At 58.9% G+C, this 18445-nt stretch carries 18 protein-coding genes; 11 read left to right on the top strand and 7 right to left on the bottom strand.

Annotated features, from left to right (window positions below; all coding sequences use genetic code 11):
* The first annotated feature begins 236 nt into the window (after positions 1 to 236).
* On the top strand, positions 237 to 785 hold the full coding sequence (locus FNH21_RS16580) for a hypothetical protein (protein WP_152817157.1): 549 nt from the start codon (positions 237 to 239) through the stop codon (positions 783 to 785).
* Positions 786 to 965: 180 nt separating this feature from the next.
* On the opposite strand, the gene FNH21_RS16575 is transcribed toward FNH21_RS16580, so the two are convergent.
* The gene (locus FNH21_RS16575; RefSeq protein WP_152817156.1) at positions 966 to 1406 is read right to left on the bottom strand and encodes a nuclear transport factor 2 family protein; all 441 of its coding nucleotides are present in this window, start codon (positions 1404 to 1406) and stop codon (positions 966 to 968) included.
* Positions 1407 to 1541: 135 nt separating this feature from the next.
* Positions 1542 to 2414 carry an aldo/keto reductase gene (locus FNH21_RS16570; RefSeq protein ID WP_206687078.1) on the bottom strand — a complete coding sequence of 291 codons (873 nt, stop codon included), beginning with the start codon at positions 2412 to 2414 and terminating at the stop codon, positions 1542 to 1544.
* Positions 2415 to 2616: 202 nt separating this feature from the next.
* On the opposite strand from FNH21_RS16570, the gene FNH21_RS16565 reads away from it, so the two are divergent.
* Positions 2617 to 3483: a helix-turn-helix domain-containing protein gene (locus FNH21_RS16565; RefSeq protein WP_152817154.1), complete on the top strand. Its 867-nt coding sequence runs from the start codon at positions 2617 to 2619 to the stop codon at positions 3481 to 3483.
* An 82-nt stretch (positions 3484 to 3565) separates the two neighbouring features.
* Here FNH21_RS16565 and FNH21_RS16560 read toward each other — a convergent pair whose 3' ends face one another.
* On the bottom strand, positions 3566 to 4474 hold the full coding sequence (locus FNH21_RS16560) for a DNA/RNA non-specific endonuclease (protein ID WP_152817153.1): 909 nt from the start codon (positions 4472 to 4474) through the stop codon (positions 3566 to 3568).
* A 637-nt stretch (positions 4475 to 5111) separates the two neighbouring features.
* On the opposite strand from FNH21_RS16560, the gene FNH21_RS16555 reads away from it, so the two are divergent.
* The 5 genes from FNH21_RS16555 to FNH21_RS16535 all read left to right on the top strand — a co-directional run bounded on the left by FNH21_RS16555 (position 5112) and on the right by FNH21_RS16535 (position 9485).
* Positions 5112 to 5537 carry a hypothetical protein gene (locus tag FNH21_RS16555; RefSeq protein ID WP_152817152.1) on the top strand — a complete coding sequence of 142 codons (426 nt, stop codon included), beginning with the start codon at positions 5112 to 5114 and terminating at the stop codon, positions 5535 to 5537.
* Positions 5538 to 5858: 321 nt separating this feature from the next.
* Positions 5859 to 6995, top strand: a complete 1137-nt coding sequence (locus tag FNH21_RS16550; protein ID WP_191932088.1) for an MFS transporter — start codon at positions 5859 to 5861, stop codon at positions 6993 to 6995.
* A gap of 156 nt (positions 6996 to 7151) precedes the next feature.
* Complete coding sequence (locus FNH21_RS16545; RefSeq protein ID WP_152817150.1) at positions 7152 to 8600, top strand: hypothetical protein; 1449 nt, start codon at positions 7152 to 7154, stop codon at positions 8598 to 8600.
* Positions 8601 to 8703: 103 nt separating this feature from the next.
* Positions 8704 to 9069 (top strand): hypothetical protein, encoded by a 366-nt coding sequence (locus FNH21_RS16540; protein WP_152817149.1) that lies wholly within the window; start codon positions 8704 to 8706, stop codon positions 9067 to 9069.
* On the top strand, positions 9060 to 9485 hold the full coding sequence (locus tag FNH21_RS16535; RefSeq protein WP_152817148.1) for a hypothetical protein: 426 nt from the start codon (positions 9060 to 9062) through the stop codon (positions 9483 to 9485). The genes FNH21_RS16540 and FNH21_RS16535 overlap by 10 nt, the downstream gene beginning before the upstream one ends.
* Before the next feature lie 294 nt (positions 9486 to 9779).
* On the opposite strand, the gene FNH21_RS16530 is transcribed toward FNH21_RS16535, so the two are convergent.
* Positions 9780 to 10814 (bottom strand): LacI family DNA-binding transcriptional regulator, encoded by a 1035-nt coding sequence (locus tag FNH21_RS16530; protein WP_152817147.1) that lies wholly within the window; start codon positions 10812 to 10814, stop codon positions 9780 to 9782.
* A gap of 292 nt (positions 10815 to 11106) precedes the next feature.
* Here FNH21_RS16530 and FNH21_RS16525 point away from each other — a divergent pair, with 292 nt between their 5' ends.
* On the top strand, positions 11107 to 12177 hold the full coding sequence (locus FNH21_RS16525; protein WP_338403336.1) for a DNA methyltransferase: 1071 nt from the start codon (positions 11107 to 11109) through the stop codon (positions 12175 to 12177).
* Here the strand turns inward: FNH21_RS16525 and FNH21_RS16520 are convergent.
* From FNH21_RS16520 to FNH21_RS17525, 3 genes are read right to left on the bottom strand one after another with little or no spacing between them, the layout of a single operon-like run.
* Positions 12169 to 13566 carry an McrC family protein gene (locus tag FNH21_RS16520; RefSeq protein WP_152817145.1) on the bottom strand — a complete coding sequence of 466 codons (1398 nt, stop codon included), beginning with the start codon at positions 13564 to 13566 and terminating at the stop codon, positions 12169 to 12171. The two genes, FNH21_RS16525 and FNH21_RS16520, sit on opposite strands and share 9 nt — an antisense overlap.
* 5 nt (positions 13567 to 13571) lie before the next feature.
* Positions 13572 to 15212, bottom strand: coding sequence for an McrB family protein (locus FNH21_RS16515; protein WP_191932087.1), 1641 nt, complete (start codon positions 15210 to 15212; stop codon positions 13572 to 13574).
* A 20-nt stretch (positions 15213 to 15232) separates the two neighbouring features.
* Positions 15233 to 15496, bottom strand: a complete 264-nt coding sequence (locus FNH21_RS17525) for a DUF1643 domain-containing protein (RefSeq protein ID WP_152817143.1) — start codon at positions 15494 to 15496, stop codon at positions 15233 to 15235.
* Positions 15497 to 15616: 120 nt separating this feature from the next.
* Here FNH21_RS17525 and FNH21_RS16505 point away from each other — a divergent pair, with 120 nt between their 5' ends.
* The 3 genes from FNH21_RS16505 (at position 15617) to FNH21_RS16495 (ending at position 17868) form a co-directional block, all read left to right on the top strand.
* Entirely contained in the window at positions 15617 to 15958 is a 342-nt protein-coding gene (locus tag FNH21_RS16505) for a histone-like nucleoid-structuring protein Lsr2 (RefSeq protein WP_152817142.1), read from the top strand.
* 30 nt (positions 15959 to 15988) lie between these two features.
* Positions 15989 to 16384: a helix-turn-helix domain-containing protein gene (locus tag FNH21_RS16500; RefSeq protein ID WP_191932086.1), complete on the top strand. Its 396-nt coding sequence runs from the start codon at positions 15989 to 15991 to the stop codon at positions 16382 to 16384.
* A gap of 611 nt (positions 16385 to 16995) precedes the next feature.
* Complete coding sequence (locus FNH21_RS16495) at positions 16996 to 17868, top strand: hypothetical protein (protein WP_152817140.1); 873 nt, start codon at positions 16996 to 16998, stop codon at positions 17866 to 17868.
* Positions 17869 to 18445 lie beyond the last annotated feature (577 nt).

The following is an 18445-nucleotide window of genomic DNA, read 5'->3' as shown; positions in this document are numbered from 1 at the left end:
CTGACGGAACGACTCACCGTTCCGCCACCCCTCCCAAATCGCTTGTTGCTGCTCCTCTGTGAACTCCACACGCACCTCCACCACTCATCCTGCCAAGGAGTGGTGCATTGACCGGTTGAGACCACCAAAGCTTTCTAAGACATTTGCAGCTGTCCCGCGTCGAGCAACCACTCCCCCGAGATTCCGGCCCCCTCGTTGTCTCGGAAACTTGTCTTGACGTGTTTTGGGGATCCCTCGTGCGACCCACCCACCGAGTACTGGGCACCGGTGCGCTGCTGGCACTGAGCCTGACCGCCTGCACCCCCGACCAACCCAGCACCTCGACCAGCACCTCGACCAGCACCTCGACCAGTACCGGCACCGACACGAGTACTGATACCGCGACTGCTACCGCCACTGGTACGGCATCTGAGGGGGCGGCCGAGAGCGAGCCCGAGACGTCCACCTCATCGCCTTCACCCGCGTCCTCGGCTGCAACGGGTGGTTCAACTGAGGGGTACCGGGACGGTGAATACAGTGCGACCGGCTGGTACGGGTCCCTGCCGTCCCACCACGACGTCACCCTCACCATCGACGATGGCACCGTCACCGACGTAGACATCACAACACCTGCCGAGAATGAGACTTCGCTCGGCTACCAGCAGCGTTTCGCCGAAGCCCTGCCGCAAGCCATCGTCGGCCGGAAACTGGATGACCTGAACGTCGACCGTCTCGCCGGATCCAGTGGGTGCTCGGAAGGTTTCATGGACGCCCTGGCACAGATCAAGGACCAAGCCACCGCCTGACCCTGCTCAAAAGAGCACTGATATGTGCGTGCCCGGAAGCCGACCGTGGGGGTGGCCTGCTTCCGGGCACTCATCAGGTCCTACTAGGCGCTGCGATAGGCATCGAATCCTGCGAGCTGCGATCCGGTGTCCTTGATGCGGGGTGGGCCGGCTACGCGCGACGGATCACCCCGTCCACGGTTAGGTAGCGAGGGGCCGCGTGTCGTTAATCGAGAAGTGGGAGATGCGGGTGGCGATCAACCAGCGTCCGTCCCGCAGAACGTACGTGTCGTCGTACCGGATGCTGCTTACCGTGATGGTCTCGGCGTTGCTCTCACCGCTGATCAGCTTGGCTTCGCAATACACGATCCCGGTGGCCGTGTCGCCGTTCACGGTGAAGATCTGCTGCCCATTCATGTGGAACAGCCGTTTCACATCTGCTGTGAAAGCCGTGAAGATTTCCAGCATCTTCTCCGTCCCGCTGATGTCGAACGCGAGGTTCTCGCCCATCCATATTTCCACGTGAGCATCAGGGGTGAATAGCTTCATCTGATCGGGAAGACGGCGCTCATCGGAGGTGATTGCGAAGGTGGCGACAAGGTCGGCGAGGTCGGCTTTTGCTTGGAAAATTTCGTAGGACACGCGTGGTGCTCCATTCGTTGTGCGTCGGATCTGTCTGAACGGGCTACCAACAGAGCGGCCGGTATCGGGTACTCATCAAGCACGAGCAAGCCAGGATCATCCACCATTGCTGGTGGATGATCCTGACGGGGGTGCTCAGGCCTCGGGGATGGGCATGCCGTAGGACTCGAGGGTGATGCTGTCAGGGTCGGGGCCTCCGCGGACGCCGGTGTCGAGTGCGTCGATCGACTGGATCTGGTCGGCGGTGAGCTCGAAGTCGAAGACGTCGAAGTTCTCCGCCATGCGGGCTGCTTTGGTCGACTTGGGGATGACCGAGCGGCCTGCCTGCAGGTGCCAGCGCAGCATCACCTGAGCGGCGGACTTGCCGTACTCACCGGCGATCGCCAGCAGTGTCTCGTCCTCGAACGCACTCTTGGCGCCTCCACCGTAGGAGGTGATCCCACCGATCGGCGACCACGCCTGGGTAAGGATGTTGTGCTCGGCGTGCAGGGCCTGCAGTTCCTTCTGCTGGAAGTACGGGTGCAGCTCGATCTGGTTGACCGCCGGCACAACCGTGGTCTCGGCCAGCAGGCGGGTGAGCAGCTCGGGCATGAAGTTGCTGACGCCGATCGCGCGGACCTTCCCGTCGGCCAGGAGCTTCTCCATCGCCCGGTAGGCGTCCAGGGTGAGGTCGAACCGGCTGGTGAGCGGCTGGTGGAGCAGGAGCAGGTCGATCTGGTCGACGCCGAGCTTCGCGGCGCTCTTGTCGAACCCATGCAGGGCAGCGTCGTACCCGTAGTCGCTGATCCACAGCTTCGTCTCGATGAAGATGTCCTCACGGGCAACACCGGAGGCCCGGATGCCCTCACCGACACCCTGCTCGTTCATGTAGGCGGCAGCGGTGTCGATGTGTCGGTAGCCCACGCGCAGGGCCTCGGCCACTGCGGTCGCGGTCTCCTCGGCCGGGGTCTGGAAAACGCCCAGACCGATCGCGGGAAGGGTGACGCCGTTGTTCAGGGTCAATGTCATGTCCGATGTCGTATTCGTCATGATGACAACGCTAGGACGGTTACCGGCCCGGGTGAGAGTCACTGGTGTTATCCCCCAGGCGGGCACATCCTCCTTGCTTCGACGGCTCGGCACTGGGTCAACCGAGCTTTATGTGCCGGCAGGGTGGGGGTTCCTGACAGGGACTCCCACCCCCTGAACGGGTGATCGTAGCCTTGAGAGCATGGACAATCGACGCGACGTGCAGCAGTTCCTCACCGCGCTGCGCGCACGCATCACCCCGGAAGCGGCCGGGCTGACCCTCTTCGGTGGTGAGCGACGAGTGCCCGGGCTGCGCCGCGAGGAAGTCGCCCAGATTGCCGGGGTGTCCACCGCCTACTACACGCGGATGGAACGCGGGAACCTCAGCGGCGTCTCCGACAGTGTCCTGTACGCCCTCGTGCGGGCCTTCCAACTCAACGACGCCGAAACGACCCACCTGTTCGACCTCGCACATGCCGCATCCGGGCCACGCCCGAAACCCCGGATCAAACCGACACCGAAACTGCCCTCGCGGCTCCCTCAGATGCTCGAAACCATGCGCGACGTCCCCGCCCTGGTCCTCACCCACCTCGGAGACCCGGCAGCATCGAACTCCCTCGGGCGGGCCCTGTTCCCCCACCTGTTCCCCGAGGACGCTGCACCGCTGAACCACTCCCGATACCTGTTCCTGGATCCCCGCTCCCAGACCTTTTACCCGGACTGGGAGACCAGTGCCCGAGAATCCGTGTCCGCGCTGCGCCTCCTTGCCGGCCACGACCCCTCGGACCGGGCACTGATGAACCTCGTGGGAGAGCTATCCACCCACAGCACTGACTTCCGCACCTGGTGGGGAGGACACACGGTGCGCACCCACGCCAGCGGAACCAAACGCATCAGCCACCCCGTCGTCGGAGACATGACCATCGGGTACGACGTCCTGACCATCAACTCCACCCCCGGGTTGAACCTCACCACCTACCTGCCCGAACCCGGAAGCCCCTCCGCCGACGCCCTGGACCTCCTGCGCAGCTGGAACGCCGACCACCAACTCACTTCGAGAAGGATCTAAGACAGTCCTGACGGGCACACGCTGAGGATCCTTCACTGAACCGTAAGAACCGCGACGATGATGTGCCTTCCGGGCCTCATGATCAGCTGTTGAGTTCGAAGTCGAGGTCGAGGCATTCCGGACTGGAGAGCTCCCGCCAGGCGGAGGTCACGCGCGCACTGGGTAGGGCCGCGGCGATCGGCATCCGATCAACCCCAACCAGCTGGTCGAGGTCGAGCCCGGTGAGCGCGGCGATGTCGCGGATCGGCACCTGGAAGGTCCGGAACGGCCCCAACGGCGGTGCGTCATCCCCAACGGCGCCGGGCTTCGGCACGTCATCGAGGTCGGCCAGCTGTGGGGTCTGGTCGACGACGTATCCGGTCGCCGCCAACGCACCTTCCTGCAGGAACACGGCGACCTTGAAGTACCGCAACGGGATCTCCACGCCCCGGTACACGGGGTCGACGTCGCTGAAGATCGGACCCGTGAACACGATCAGGCGCCGGCCGTTGTCGGCGGCGTTCTCGAGGAGGTACGACTCCAGGCCCAGCCAGAGCTCCAGGCCCTGGTTGAACTTCGCGGCCTGCGGGGCAGCGTTGGTGTAGTGGAAGGTGTCCTCGTTCGCGGTGGCGGCTTCGGCCCGGGTGTCGCCCCACACCGCTGATGCCCGGCGCACGAGGTGTCCGCGGTCGATGTCGTTGCGCGCGTAGACCCGCTCCCCCGTCTGCTGGTCCTCAGGCAGCCGTGGATCCAACCGCCAGTCGATGCCGGACCGGTCCAGGTCCATGAGCTTCGCCCCGTCGATACCGAGCGCCGTAACAGCAGCCAGACGCTTGTCCGGGCGCATCAGCACCGAGAAGTGCGTGTACGGGAGCAGGACCGTTTTTACCCCGGCAAGCGCCGGCACGGGCACCGGGACCCCGAGGAACTGCTCATCAAAGCCTGCTCGGCCGGCGAGGTCCGAGATTGTGGCGGTGTTCGCGGTCTGGGGCGTGGGCAGCGTGGCGTCCATCCGGTGAAGCTACCAGCGACAGGTGACAACACGATGAACAGTTCAACCAGAAGTGAGACGGCCGGCCTAGCGAATCACGAGGCAGCCCGCGGACGTTGCACGAGGTCTAGACCCTCGCTCGCTTCTGTTGCAAAAACCTCCTTGGAACCCTAAAGCAACAGGATTCGAGACGACCTGCACTGTGGCGTCGGGGTGTACCCAAACGCAACACCTGTTGGGCGGACCGCCTCTATGCCGAGAGTGTCAGAGACAGTTGGAAACTCGTGACCAAAATTGTGTGCCCGCCCCGGTCCCATTCACCCGCCTAACTACTACGATCAGCAGACGATCATCAGTTTCGTTTGGGGGAACAATGGAAGCGACAGCCAAAAAGTGCGTCCAGTGGGGCATCATCCTCATTGTGACCGGCGGATTCATGTTGGTACTCCTTCCGCAGCTGATGGGTGCACTTGCAGAATCAGTGGGACCGACGGCCTCTATCGGGGTCGGACTCGTGGACCTTGTTCTGACACTGGTTCGATGGGCACTGATACCGATGGGCACGACCCTCGTCGGCGCAGCTATCGTCATCAGAACGTTGGCCCCGGCGCTCGAGCGATCAAGGGAAGCTGAAGCCACGGACGCGCAGATCTAAACCATGTCGATCATGCGACGATCACCAGTCCTAGTGCTCACCGGGTTACTGGCCGGCCTCCTAATCACCGGATGCACCGCCGGAGACCTCGAAACGGAGAATCAGCCCCAACCCGCACCCACTGGCCCTGTCCCTTCGGCGGTTGCAGAACCTGTATCGGGCACCTACACGGGCACGCAGACCATCGAGCTCGGCGAACCGCCCGAGGACGCCACACACATCGGCGCCGAATTGAAGTGCCTGAGCGCCGGCACTCTGACTCTGACTGATGGCTTCGAGGTGATCTGCCAGGCCTCGCCAGGCACCACCACGGCCAAGTCCTCCTACGAGCTCCAACCAGGGCAGCACTCCGTGACCATTACCGCGACCAAGCCTGACACCCAGTACGAGGCAAAGTTCGTCTACGAAAACGGCCCATCCATCCGCTAACCCCTCACCCAAGAAGAAATGACTTAGTGCAGAGAAAGCGGTCAAGAAGCTCCGCGTGTATCGTCGATGTTGCTCTCGGTGTATCCCAACGCGACACCCACGTGTCCTGACCGAAACCCTCCGCGCCGGGTTCTGGCCCAATCGGTTCCGGACGAGCTTTCAGCCACCTGGAACGGCTAGTTATGGGGTCGCTGCAGTAGTGCTGTGGAGGGTTGGTCTCGTACGGCTAGGATCGAGCGCATGCAGGGGGACATTGCACGGGGCCGCACCCGTCTCGGATCAGCACTGGTCGCAGCAGGTCTCACAAACGGGCCAGCTGAGTTGCTCGATTTCCTGATTCCGCTCTGGGCCGGAATAGCCCTCGGCGCCAGTCCCGCACAGGTGGGCTTCCTCGTTGCACTGGAGATGATCGTCTCCGTCATAGCCCGCCCGATCGCCGGGCACCTTGCAGATTCCCGGAAACGCGAACGCATTGCCGGTCTCGGGGCCCTCCTGTATGCCTTGTCCTGCTGCGGATACGCAGTAGCCGGCTCCTTGCCTCTGGCGTACACGGCAGCAACTGTCGGTGGTATCGGCGGAGCACTCCTGTGGGTTTCGCTGCGAGCCATGGTCGGTGAGCATCTCCCACAGGATTCCGGTGTGTTCGCCCGGCTGATGTCCTTCCAGGAAACCGGGGTATGGATCGCTTTTGTTGCCGGCCTGATGTTGCTGGGGCAGTTCGATTCGTTTCCGGTGACCTTCTTCGCCGGCGCGGCGGCATGCGCGATAGGCGCCGTGCTTCTTTTCCTCAGCCCAGCACCCGCACCGTTGCGGTCAGCGGATAGACAGGCATCCACCACGCCCCAGGGGTCACGTGTCCTGATCGGTTCGCTGCGCCCGATGCTCATTGCGACGCTGATGACCGCGCTGGCCGAGCCCATGATCGGGATCTTGCTGCTCCTGCATCTTCCGCGCGCGTTCGAGCTGGGTGTTATCGAAACCGCCTACATCTTCCTCCCAGGAGCGATCGCCATGGGAGTCCTTCCACCAGTGCTGCACAAGGTCGTCCTGCGCATCGGTCGGCGCGCCGGGATGATCGTCGGGTCCATCCTGAGCGGCGTCTTTGCCATCTCCCTGGCATACGCTTCCGGGCCCCTGATCATCGCCGCTCTATGGATTCTCTGCGGGGTGGCATGGGCGTTGGTGATGCCGATCGAACAAGCCGTGATCACCGAGAAGTACCCGCACCAGATCGGGGCAGCGATGGGGATCTACACAGCTGCCACGCTCATCGGAGCAGCTATCGGGGCCTCGTCCGCGGGAATGCTCTACGATGCCGCATCCTGGCAGCTCACCTGCTTCATCGCAGGAGGAGTGATCCTCTCCGGAGCCATCGTAGGTCCCTGGGCACTACGCAAACTCGGAGTAATGGATAAACCGCTCCACTCAGACTTCACCCCCACAACCAGCCACCAATAATGCCCACCAGCTTCGCGCCCCACAGCGGGATCGGCTTCCGTGCGGGCGGCGCTGCGCAGGGTGTACCTCAGATAGACACCCTTGGGATGAGGCTGCCTGACGAACCAATCTAGTCAAGCTTCCAGGCTGCTCGGCGAAGACACCTAGGATCTACCTATGACACAGCTGACAACAGACGTCTTCACACCGGCGAAACGGCCCACGATAACAGGGGTGAATCGCACTCATCTCTCTCAAGAAATTGATTGGGAGATAAAGAAAGGTGGCTGGTACGTCTCCGTATTAGGAGCGACGAAGCTGGGTAAAACGACTTTGGTGAAAACGGCGCTGGGGAAAGTTAGCTTTTCCATTTTCGTCAACGGCAACTCCTTCCTTGAGGGAGACAATGCCTTATGGCAAAAACTAGGGGCAGCCCTTGAGATTCCAGTCTCGAAAGAAACAGGAACAGTTTCCGGGGACAAATCAACCTGGGGTTTTTTCGCGAAGTTCTCGGCGACTTTGGGGTTAGCAAAAGGCGAGGGTGGATCACAGGTGGGTGGCGAACATATGAAGCAAACCACTAGCACCAACGCCATTCAGCTCGATGCTGAAACTGAAGTGATTAAAGCCTTCGAACTTCTCATCGATAAGGGCATGACTGTAGCAATAGCAATCGACGACTTCCACTTTGTTACTGACGTCGAGAGGCGAAGATCACTCATCAAAGCTCTTCGTCCAGTTGCTGGTACTGGAGTTTCTATCGTTCTCATAACCTTACCAAACCGGGAAACAGATCCAGCCTTTGATAATACCAATGCAGGAGGAAGGCATACGCCAATTAAGGTTCCGACCTGGAGCTTAGAGGACCTCGGGAAGATCGCGTACAAAGGATTCGAGGCACTCAATGTACAAGCGTCGGAATCGATCATTCAAGAGCTTTCGAAGAATAGCTTTGGCAGTCCCCAAATAATGCAACAGTTGTGCCTGAATCTCTGCGAATTAGAGAACGGCGTGACCGAGACCGTTCCTGGCCCACAACCTTTCCAACTTCAAGAACCTCAATGGTGGCAGGACTTCTTCGGTTCTGTCAGGGACCCTCAGTCGGAGCAATGGCTCAAGATCCTTATTAATGGCCCCAAACAGCGCGGACATGAGCGCAAGACTTATCGAATCGGATCCAAAGAGTATGACGGCTACGAACTCATTCTGTTCGTTTTGAGAGACCTAGGCGCTAAACCCACGGTCTCGCTTGACGAGCTAAAAACTTCAATTGGAATGCGAGTCTATCCAGAAAGAAAAAATAACACTTCCTCCGACGGTAAGGTCGCCAGTCTCTATAATAAACAAAAAGTAAATGCAATGAATCTGGAGGCAAAAATAAATAATCTTCACGTAATTGCACACAAAATAGTCGATGGATTGAAGGCAGTGGAGTCCTCAACTGAGGATTCAGATTCGTACGATGACGACGATACAATTTTTGATGAAGAATCAATTGACGTAGCTGGTAATCGTCCCCAGCCGTTCTTTGAATTTGTTAAAGACCCGGTTAAACCTTGCATCAATATATTAGATCCTCAGCTTTGCTACTCGCTCAAGTGGCACGGTGGAAAAATGCTGAAATAGCGCAAGATCGAGTTTGCATCGCCAGGTACCCAATTGAGCCCTGATACCGTTTCAAGCTGAAGCGACAGTGCGCCTAAATCCGACAGATAAGAAAAGCTGGGCAATGATTACCGGTTCTTTGCATATCGGCACGAAAGACATCCGACTTCTCGTGCTCTTACTCAGCTCGTTTTTACTACTGACGAGTACGGCTTGTGCCCCGGAACGTCTCAGTACGCAAGACACGTGTATCAAATTGCGTTCTTTCGACGGAGATAAGGTGACATTGCGCGCGCTGCCGTCAATCGAGCAGGCGGAGCAACTTGTCGAATTATCTGAAAGATCGTCCGAGGTGCTTGAGAGGGAGTTGCTACTCCTAGCTGAAGTGGGACGTGAGACTACTGATCAGCAAGAACGGCGCTTCCTGGTCGATTCCCAGTTTGAAGCGGTAGATCAAGCGATCCAGACGGCACAGGAGGCATGCAAGTGAAGACGCCCCCGGCTGTCCAGTTGCGTCGATCGGTGGGAAGGCTCGCGGCTACGTCGTCAGTAGCGATGGTGTTCGTTACCGCTTGTTCCACTCAAAATTTACCGACCACACCGTTGGTCGAGGGACCCGACCGTCCAGTGCTGGGTGTGTGCCAAGTACTGGGCTCGATGCAGGAATGCGCTGAGATACTTACGGCTATTTATTTGGAAACTGACGATGCTTATGATGGCCTATCTTCACACGCCGAAGAGCAGTCAGCTACTTATAGAAGAATGCAGGAGGGCGCTGAATTTTATTCACAGGAGTGCCGCGTGCTCGGCGTTCGAGCAGGAGCTGAAGTCAATATTACGAATGGCTGCGATGACGCGCTCGGCAAGATCGTAGATGCCCACGAGCTTATGACGCGCGATGAATAAAGCTGTGCCCTCATCGAATGACCGGAGGCGGGAGAGCGCGAGACGCTAATGCTGAACTGACTGCCAGCACTCGCGACCAAGCCGCTACAAAGCGGTTTTTACTTGGTACCCTCGAGCAAGAGTAGGATTCGAACCCGTGATGAAGGGTTTTAGCCCCACACATCAGTATCAATGACGCCATCGACTACTCAGTCCACCCTTCCCATAATTTGTGCGTACCCAGCAAAATACACTTGGGAGTCTTAACCCAGAGAGGGCTGATCGAGCTAAAAGGCACAACAAGAAGGCTGGGCTTTAGGGCGAATTACCATCTTTTGATGGTGCTACAGTACTCTGCCGCACCACGAGACTAGTTGCTAACTCAATCCGACAATTATTTGGCCGTTCACCGCTGCGGAACCGCAGCACCATCCTTGCCGCTTCTTCGGCCATTTGTATAAGGGGTTGATGAACGGTAGTCAAAGCGGGACTTGTCCACCGAGCAAGTTGTAAGTCGTCGTATCCGACAATTGAGAGATCTTCAGGAACCCGAAGCCCGATCTGACGCGCCGCGTCGAGAACACCCAGCGCCTGAAGGTCGCTGCCCGCGAAGATGGCAGTGGGTGGGTCAGTGCTGCGCAGCAAAGCGAAAGCGTGAGCGCGTCCTCCGTCAACATGAAAATCGCCGTACCGGATGAATCCAGTGTCGATGGGAAGATTTGCCATGTTCATTGCGGAGCGGTATCCATCAATACGCGCGAGGGAGCACATCATGTTCTTGGGGCCACTAATTACTGCGATTCGCTTGTGCCCCAAATCGATCAGATGGCGGGTTGCTAACATACCGCCGGCCCAGTTAGCGGAGCCGACGGAGGGGACGTCGGGTGCCGGATTACCCGCAGGATCAATGATGACAAACGGAATGTCTCGTACGTCGAGCTTCCTACGGAAATCCAAAGGCAGATTTGAGAGGACAAGTACCACGCCTGCTGGTCGCCTCGAAAGTACTCCTTCGATCCATTCGGGTCCTAGAGTATGACGCGTACCAGTTTCCGTAAGTACTACACTCATACCGTGTTCGCGCGCAACATGTTCCACACCTCGGATGATTTCAAGCGCCCACGCACTTTCTAGTTCATGGAAGACCAGTTCAATAAGAGATGCTTGCTCGGCTGACTTTTGGCGCGGGCGGTAGCCATGTTCCTCCAGAAGGGCATTAACCTTTGCCCGCGTTTTTGGTGAAACACCGCTGCGCCCATTGAGTACCTTAGATGTCACTGGTAGCGATACGCCTGCCGCCGTTGCAAGTTGAGCGAGGGTGACGCGCGGTTCGCCCTCTAGATTCGACATGCCCATCAGCCTACCGCCGCACAGGGCACGGTTCGGGTGGGTTAGATACTTCCTCAGGTCTGTCCCGTGTTGCTCTGTCCGCAAGGATTACTGCGGTTCTCGCTTCAACACCGCGTATTCCAGAGCCCTCGACGACGGGACAGCCAGCTAGTAACGTGGGTGTCACTGGCTATCGTTCGTGAACGTTAGATCCACGTCCTCTACTACTTGGGAGCTCGCTTCTCGCATGTCATCGACTACGGACCCATCTGCGCTCACTAGAGAAGTCGCAGGTACTCCTCACCTGGGCTCGGTGTCTGTCTCCAGCCTTGAATCCTGGGAGACGGGACTGGCACCTGCGACGAGCTCGGTCGTTACAGGTGACGCACGAGACACCCATCTCAAGCACAGCTCCGCAGATGTCGTCGTAACGTCTCCTCCGTACTGGCAGAAGCGTGACTACGGGCACGTCGATCAGATCGGGCTCGAGAGCACTCCGCAGGCTTACGTGTCTTCGATCATGGATTGCCTTACGGAGTGGAAGCGTGTCCTGCGACCGACCGGTTCGGTCTTCCTTAACGTCGGAGACACCTACAACAAGCGCTCCCTGGTGGGTATCCCCGGGCGCATTGAAGCCGCAGCAGTCGATGCTGGATGGCTCGTGCGAAACCGCATTATCTGGGCGAAAGAGTCTGGGATGCCGGATCCGGTAAAGAACCGACTGGCCAACAGGCACGAGTACATCCTTCACCTTGCTCCGAAGCAGTCCTACTACTACGACCTCGTCGGTTACTCCGAAGTTATGGGCAATGGTGCTAACCCCGGTGATGTCTGGAACATAAACCCGGAGCGGAATATGGGCAAGCACCTTGCGCCGTTCCCTCGTGAACTGGTGCGTCGCTCACTGCTCTTAGGTTGCCCGCCTCAGATCTGCGCTACTTGCGGCACTCCAAGGCGGCGGGTTGTCGAGCGCACGGATCAGCTTGACCCAGCTCGACCTCAGGCAGCGCGGGCAATGGAACTGGCGAAGGAGCACAACCTGACGCCGGCTCACATAGCCGCCATCCAGGCTACTGGCGTCTCGGACGCGGGCAAGGCCTTGAGCGTGCAAACGGGTACGGGCCGAAATGCCCTGCCCGTGCAGAAGCTAGCGGCCGAAGCGAAAGAGGTTCTCGGAGGCTACTTCAGGGAGTTTACTTTCGCGAAGAAGGTCACGACAGGTTGGACTGATTGCGGGCACAGGACACCGAGCCGGGGCGTTGTGCTGGACCCCTTCGTAGGCACTGGGACTACCCTCCGAATCGCCAACGAGTCCGGTCTCGATGCCGTGGGCGTGGACCTTATCCCCATGCTCGACAAGGCCCACATCGCTCCCTCAAGGTGATTGCGGCGATGCTGCCAGTAGGCGCTGAACGGCCGAGCCGAAAGCCTGCGCTTCATTATCCATATCGGACGCCGCAAGATCGTAGTGGTACTGAAAGACGGTAATGGGTCCAAGGTTGCCAACCGGCTGCATCCCTGCCCGCCGGATCCCTGACCGCGGATAGACCAGGAACACGTACTTCGACCCGTACCGCAAGCCATAGGTGGCAACCTGCTCCACATCGTCTCTTGAAGGCATGTCACCTTTCGGTACCTTGTTTTTCACATCGGCAACCATAGGGAACGTCGTTCCGTTTCTCCGGAACACAATGTCGGGCGTCATCATCGCCGCAGAACCGGTGACACCTTTAGGTGGCTGGTGATCGGGTGCCAAGGCCCTCTCTTCAGCTGTTGTCTCGCTATATAAAGCGAGGCGTCCGTCCTGCAAGTTACCGTCGAGTACCTCAGCTGTCCAAAAGCTTTCCTCTGCGTGACGCTGCAGCCGAGCTCGAACGTACTGTTCGAAAATGTGCCCCATGTTGACGAGCAAAGAGGTTTCCAGCACTGCTGCCCCTGGCTCTTCGAGTAGCAGCCCCTCTTTCCGGAGGATTCTCAAGGCAATGCTGAGCGCCGGCTTGTAGTAGGCCCGTGGGTCCGGCAATCTCCTAAATCCCTGTACGACGTCGCTGTTCAGGTAATCACGGCGGCGATCATCCGTGACCTCAGCGAACATGTGTAGGGCGGTGCTGATGCGACGGACCCGTTCTCGGTTTCCGGATTTCCCGCGAGTCAATGGGTCCGTGTACTCGCGCGCAAGCTCGAGAAGGGCTGACTTAAGACAACGATTCTCAGGTGTGTCGACGGTCCGCTCGAACCATGAAAATCGGACGCGGTGATTGATGCCCCGGGAAGCCAGAGCGGTGATCGTCTCGTTGATATTAATACGGCCACGCGGCATTGACGACTCATCCGACCTGCGTTCGTATGAGCGCAGCATCCCATTCTCCCGAATCCTAAAAACTGCTTCGAGGAGTGCGTCCGCCAGCAGGTCCCTCATCCACTGTTCTGACTCTGCCGATACACCATAGGTGCGCATCGCAACCAGCGCTTCCGGGTCGTAGCCGGCCATTTTCACCATCGCGGTGAGATTCGCTAGTGGGGTCCGTGGCTCAATGTGGAGCACACACCGAGCGTTGATGGGCACGACCCCTACGTACTGGCCCGCCTGCAGCCGGAAGGAACCACCCTTAACCGTTACGGTGACAAGCGCCCGCTGCAGCACATCTTCGTAGATGTTTAGCGATCGGTCCTCGTTGAGAATCAATTCGGCTGGCACCGTTCTGGACTCGAACTCGCGCAGCTTCAGGACTGCGAAATCGTCTTTGTCCTCGGCCTGTTCGTCAGCTGTCATGCACGCTACGGGGTTTCATCGCCGGATCCATTTTGGGGTGAGTCCTGCGCCGTTGGCACCTCGTCACTGCCGACGGCAGCGCGCCATCCCTGCTCTACACTCTGACGCGACTCGTTATCGTGGCGGAATGCTCGCGCAACATGGAACTTCAGTTGATGGCTCCACAAGTCCCATAGGTCGTTGGCATTAGTGACCTGTGCAAAGTACGCCTGGCCAAGTGCCGCCATCGGTATATCGGTAGCTCGCTTGTTGACCTGGCGGAACCACCCTAGGACGCGATGACGAAGTTCTTCCGGAAGACCATTGTCTTTAAGCATTACCGAAAGGACCTCCGCGTCGGGCAGCATTTCGATTTTTGCGAACCGGCGTTCAAATGCTGCGTCAACCTCATCAACTCCTTTGTCCATAGGGTTCATGGTGCACAGCAGAAGAAGGTTGCTGGGAATGGTTGCTTCTCGCCCGGATGACAGCGTAAACGAGACGTCCCGCTTGCTCTTCTCGACGTATGTCAGGGCCTCGCCAAAAACTCGTCCAACATCCCCCCGACTCAGTTCGTCCACCACGAGAACGAACGTTTGCTCGGGATTCTCTCGGGCTCGATCACTCATCTCAATAAGGTGCCCGGCGCGAAGGATGAAGCCGTCACCGCCTTCTTTCGGACGGAAGCCCTCGATGAAGTCCTCGTACTGGTAGGAAGCATGGAATTGGACGTAGCGGGTACGTTCCGAGTGCGTGTCTACGAGGCTCTCTGCTACTAGGGCCGCCGCATACGACTTCCCTGTACCCGGAGGGCCTGTGAAGATCACCCCCCCGCTGGTTTCCAGCAGACGGCGAACCAAGGCCACCATGGGGTCAGATTCCGGCAGTTGTTCGGTCGCAGGACTATTCGAGGCATGCGAAATGATGGGCCCCTGTTCGTAACCGATGCCTAGATCGGTGACAGAGAGCGAACGAATCGGTTCCCGTGACGTTTCGACCGGTAGGGGTTCGGCGTCCACGCCGGATGCCATGATGCCGTAGCCCTCCTCCGTGAACGGGGGATCGAGCGGCTCAAAAAGTTGCACCAGCGGAGTATCATCCGGTACGAAAAATAATTTTTCGAAGGCCTCCTCGCCAGCCGGATCAAAGTCGAAGCGGAACACGCTGCGGAAGGCGATGACAAGAGCTTCATCCACCTCTGACAGCAGTAGCTCGAAGCCAAAGTCTCGTAGCAGGAAGGCAGCTAGCGAAACTACGTCGACGCGCTGTCCGTAGAGCAGCGCGTCGAGAGCTTGCTGCTCATGGTTATCACTAAGTTCGTAGTTCCCTTGCCCGTCGGTGGCCAGCTCCACGATGGGTCCCCGTAGAGAGCTCGGCGCGAATGATCCAGCGAGGTTTCTGTTCAGCCAGTAGGAGTTGGTGTCACTGACCTGCTGGTTGGACAAGGGCCGGTAGTAGGGCTTGTTATGCGGCGCACCTTCTACCCGGATGAAAGGTGCAAGATCCCGGAGCCATCGAGGAGTAAGCCCGATCACGCTGCCAGATTCAATCGCATGCCTTCTGAGCACAAGATAGGCGAGGAAGAAGGGGTGGATGCGCGTACGTTGCAAATCGGTGATGGCGCGTCGCACAGCGGGCACCGTCAAAGCCCGATCGTATGTCGTCATACGGCTCATCCTAGTTCTGGCTAACCCACGTCCGGGACGGCCAGCACCATCCTAGACAAGAAGCTGACCCGGCGCGCTGAGACCCGGCACCTGCAAACCTCAGCCGGAGTGTCGTCTCCCCCCGCCGCATCGGACGCGGCTTTAAGGCCGGCCGGATCAGTGCTGCGGTAAGCGAACAAATTGACCACGCGTAGTCCCTTAACTCCCGCTGCGTCAACCAGTGACAAGCAGCACCTGATGGTGCCATCGTCCGCATACCCATCCGCAGTGGAAGGGTTGAGCATGAAGATAGTGAATATCGATGGACGTGCTCAGTCATCCCTGAAGTCTTCCCCTATCTGCAGCTAGTAAGGTCAATAGTCGGGGATCCTTACTACACATCGAATCACTTGGAGAGACGTAGAATGGCGCAGCGTATACAGATTCAGATGATTGATGACCTTAACGGCCAGGAGGCTGAGGAGACCGTTCGTTTCGGCTTGGACGGCACGGAGTACGAGATCGACCTGACTACGAATAACGCCTCTGAGCTGCGTTCTACGCTGTCGCAGTACGTCGATGCCGCTCGTAAGGCGTCCGGTGGCCGCAGGGGTCAGGGTGGGCGCCTTGGGACATCCACGAGTCGTACGAAGCGCGACGACGTACAGAAGATTCGTCAATGGGCGCAGGACAACGGCCATAACCCGAGCTCTCGGGGGCGAATCCCGCAGTCAGTAGTGGATGCCTATAAGGAGGCCAACAAGTAGACACCCCCGCCAGCACGGATGACGCCGGTCATGAGTAGAGCACTCGGCACTCTTTTCGCGGATCTACCCTCTCGACTCAGTGCGAAGCAGCTGACTGACATGCTTGGGCTATTTGATAAGACGGTGACGTATCGATGGCTACGCGAGGGCAGGCTGCCTGCCATCCGCCTCGGTGGCACGTGGGTGATTCTTCGCGATGACGTGCACGAGCACCTTGAGGCAAGCTACAACACCAAACCCGGATTTGTCGGCGACGGTTCACCGGCGTCGGACGAGGAACAAGGGCTCTCAATGGTGCCCGAAGACGATGGTGCTGATGAGAATCCCGACGCTACACCGGAATCTGCTAGTGAGGACGAGCCGGATCTCGCAGTCGCTCGTGGATGCCTAAACTGCGGCACACGAGTAGGGGACAGGAAGCTCTAGTCCCTGCCTTCCTGCTCGTCAGTTCTTGTCCGGACGGTCTGGTGCACCCCGGAGTAGTCAGGCACCAGTGCTGACGAGCCGGAAGGACAGGACTTCGAGCAGGACAAGCCCGGCGGCCGTGAAAACTGACTTATCCACTGGTTAGGGACTCGAGCAGAACGATGAGCTGACGGTGCTACACCTCAGCTTCCACCCTATGCTCCTCGACGGTTTTCCCGGTGGCCCTCTTCGTGGCCTTCGGGTGGTGCTTGCTGTGGTCTTTGTCTGCTGAACCATGGTGGTCCCTGCCCTTCCCATCCGCGTTTTTTGCTGCTGGCGAGCTTGTCTCGCTGCACTCCGCGCAGAGCTGTCTACCCGTAGGGCCACGAGCGCAGGGGTTCTCCCGGGAAATAAGCGAAGCGCCTGGGAGAACCCCTCAGGTCGGGGCGGCGCAGCCGTAGGCAGCTCGGAGGGAGTGCGTACGCTCCCCAGGCAGCAGCAAAAGACGTTGACCGTGGAGCTGAGCAAACCGAAGTGCATTCGACCTGGTGGTTGGTTGAGTTAGTGGTTAGAGGACTGCTATACGCAGCGGGTTGAGTTCTAACGTCACTCCCTACGGTTATGGTCTAAACATGTTCAACACCACTGGGTTTCTCAGCAGAGACGTCGTAGACCCGAAGACCTCTATTGGCCAATATGTCCGTGCTAATTTTCCGAATATGAAGGCCCTTCAGGCCGAATATAAGGCGGTTGCAGGAGATCTCGTGATCGACTCAATGGGGGCGCATGCCGCCACCGTGGGAACTGCTGTCGATTTGATCGTTCGGTTGATCTTGAAGCCTGATGAGACACCGATGTCGGCGCTCATTTTCTACCCGTTCGAGGGCTACCGTCGGGTTGTTAATGAACTGGCGGGCTTCGTCGGCCAGTCAGATGATCGCGAGCTTGCCGCCCGGGCCGCATGGGCTCTGGCTCTCTGTGTCAGTGCACACCGGGCTGGCGCCGCAGGGGCTCCTCTAATACCGAGTCTGGTGGGTTCTGGCAACTTCACTGTCGACACAATGCTTGATCAGGCAGACGATGCCGCTATTTCTGAACTAGTCGCATTGAGGGAACTCTCCGAAGAACGCCTCATTCCGGCGCTCTCAGGTCCGTTTAGCTTAGGCCCCACCTTCGATCTCTCCGACCGTGGACCTGATCGACGCTATGCCGCGGAAGCTGACCTCATAGCGGATGGGCTACTCATCGACGTAAAGACGACTCTGGCTCCCAAGAACAAAGTGGGGCTCCGTCCGGACGTGCTGAAGCCCGTCAACGTTTACCAGCTTCTTGGCTACGCGCTGCTGGACTACTCAAACCGGTACAACATCGATCGGGTGGGCATCTTCTCTGCTCGCTACGGTGTGCTGACCGAGTGGCCTCTTGAGCGAGTCACGTCGCTCACATCAGGAGGCACGTTTGATTTCCCTGCGGCGCGCCAAGAAGTCTGGGACATGATGCAGTAAGTCTTTGCTTGAGCCCTGAATAGCCGAGAGGAGTTGATCATGTGCCGCTGAGCCCGGAGCAGCGCACCGCGCAGCGAGTGTTTGTCGGTCTCGTGCGCGTAGGTGCATTCCGACTTAATAAGGCCACCGGCTGGTCTATCTGGAGGATGGACGGCAGCGAGGCTTGGCAAAGAGGCATCGCGGAGCTCAGCGAGGGCCTTGATGCGTTTGACGTCCCCTACTCCGTGGCCGTGGAGAGACGTGCGGTACGAAGTTATGCTCAGCCACAACTAGGGCTGCGGCTCATTGTGAAGTGGAGCGACGTAGATCAACTTGTGGCATGGGTGCCGTCATTGCGGCAGTACGTTGACGCGGTGGCCGGCGGAGCAAAAAGCGCGGGGCGGGGCTAGCAGCCTTCTCTGTGAGCGCTGACTGTCTGGGCTGGCCGGTACGGTGTGCCGATGTCCTCCGAACCTCGCCACGCGCCCCGTCCTGGCTGGCATGGCATCCCTCCGAGCGCAGACCGGTTTCGACCTCCTGTGCAGCTCGAGGCACCGTCCGGAGATATCACGGAGCCTGCGAAGGCTCTGCCGATCTG

This window comes from Arthrobacter bussei (assembly GCF_009377195.2).
Classification (GTDB): Bacteria; Actinomycetota; Actinomycetes; order Actinomycetales; family Micrococcaceae; genus Arthrobacter_D; species Arthrobacter_D bussei.
Note: the sequence above shows the minus strand (reverse complement) of the source record. Positions and strands in the feature narration are given on the sequence as shown.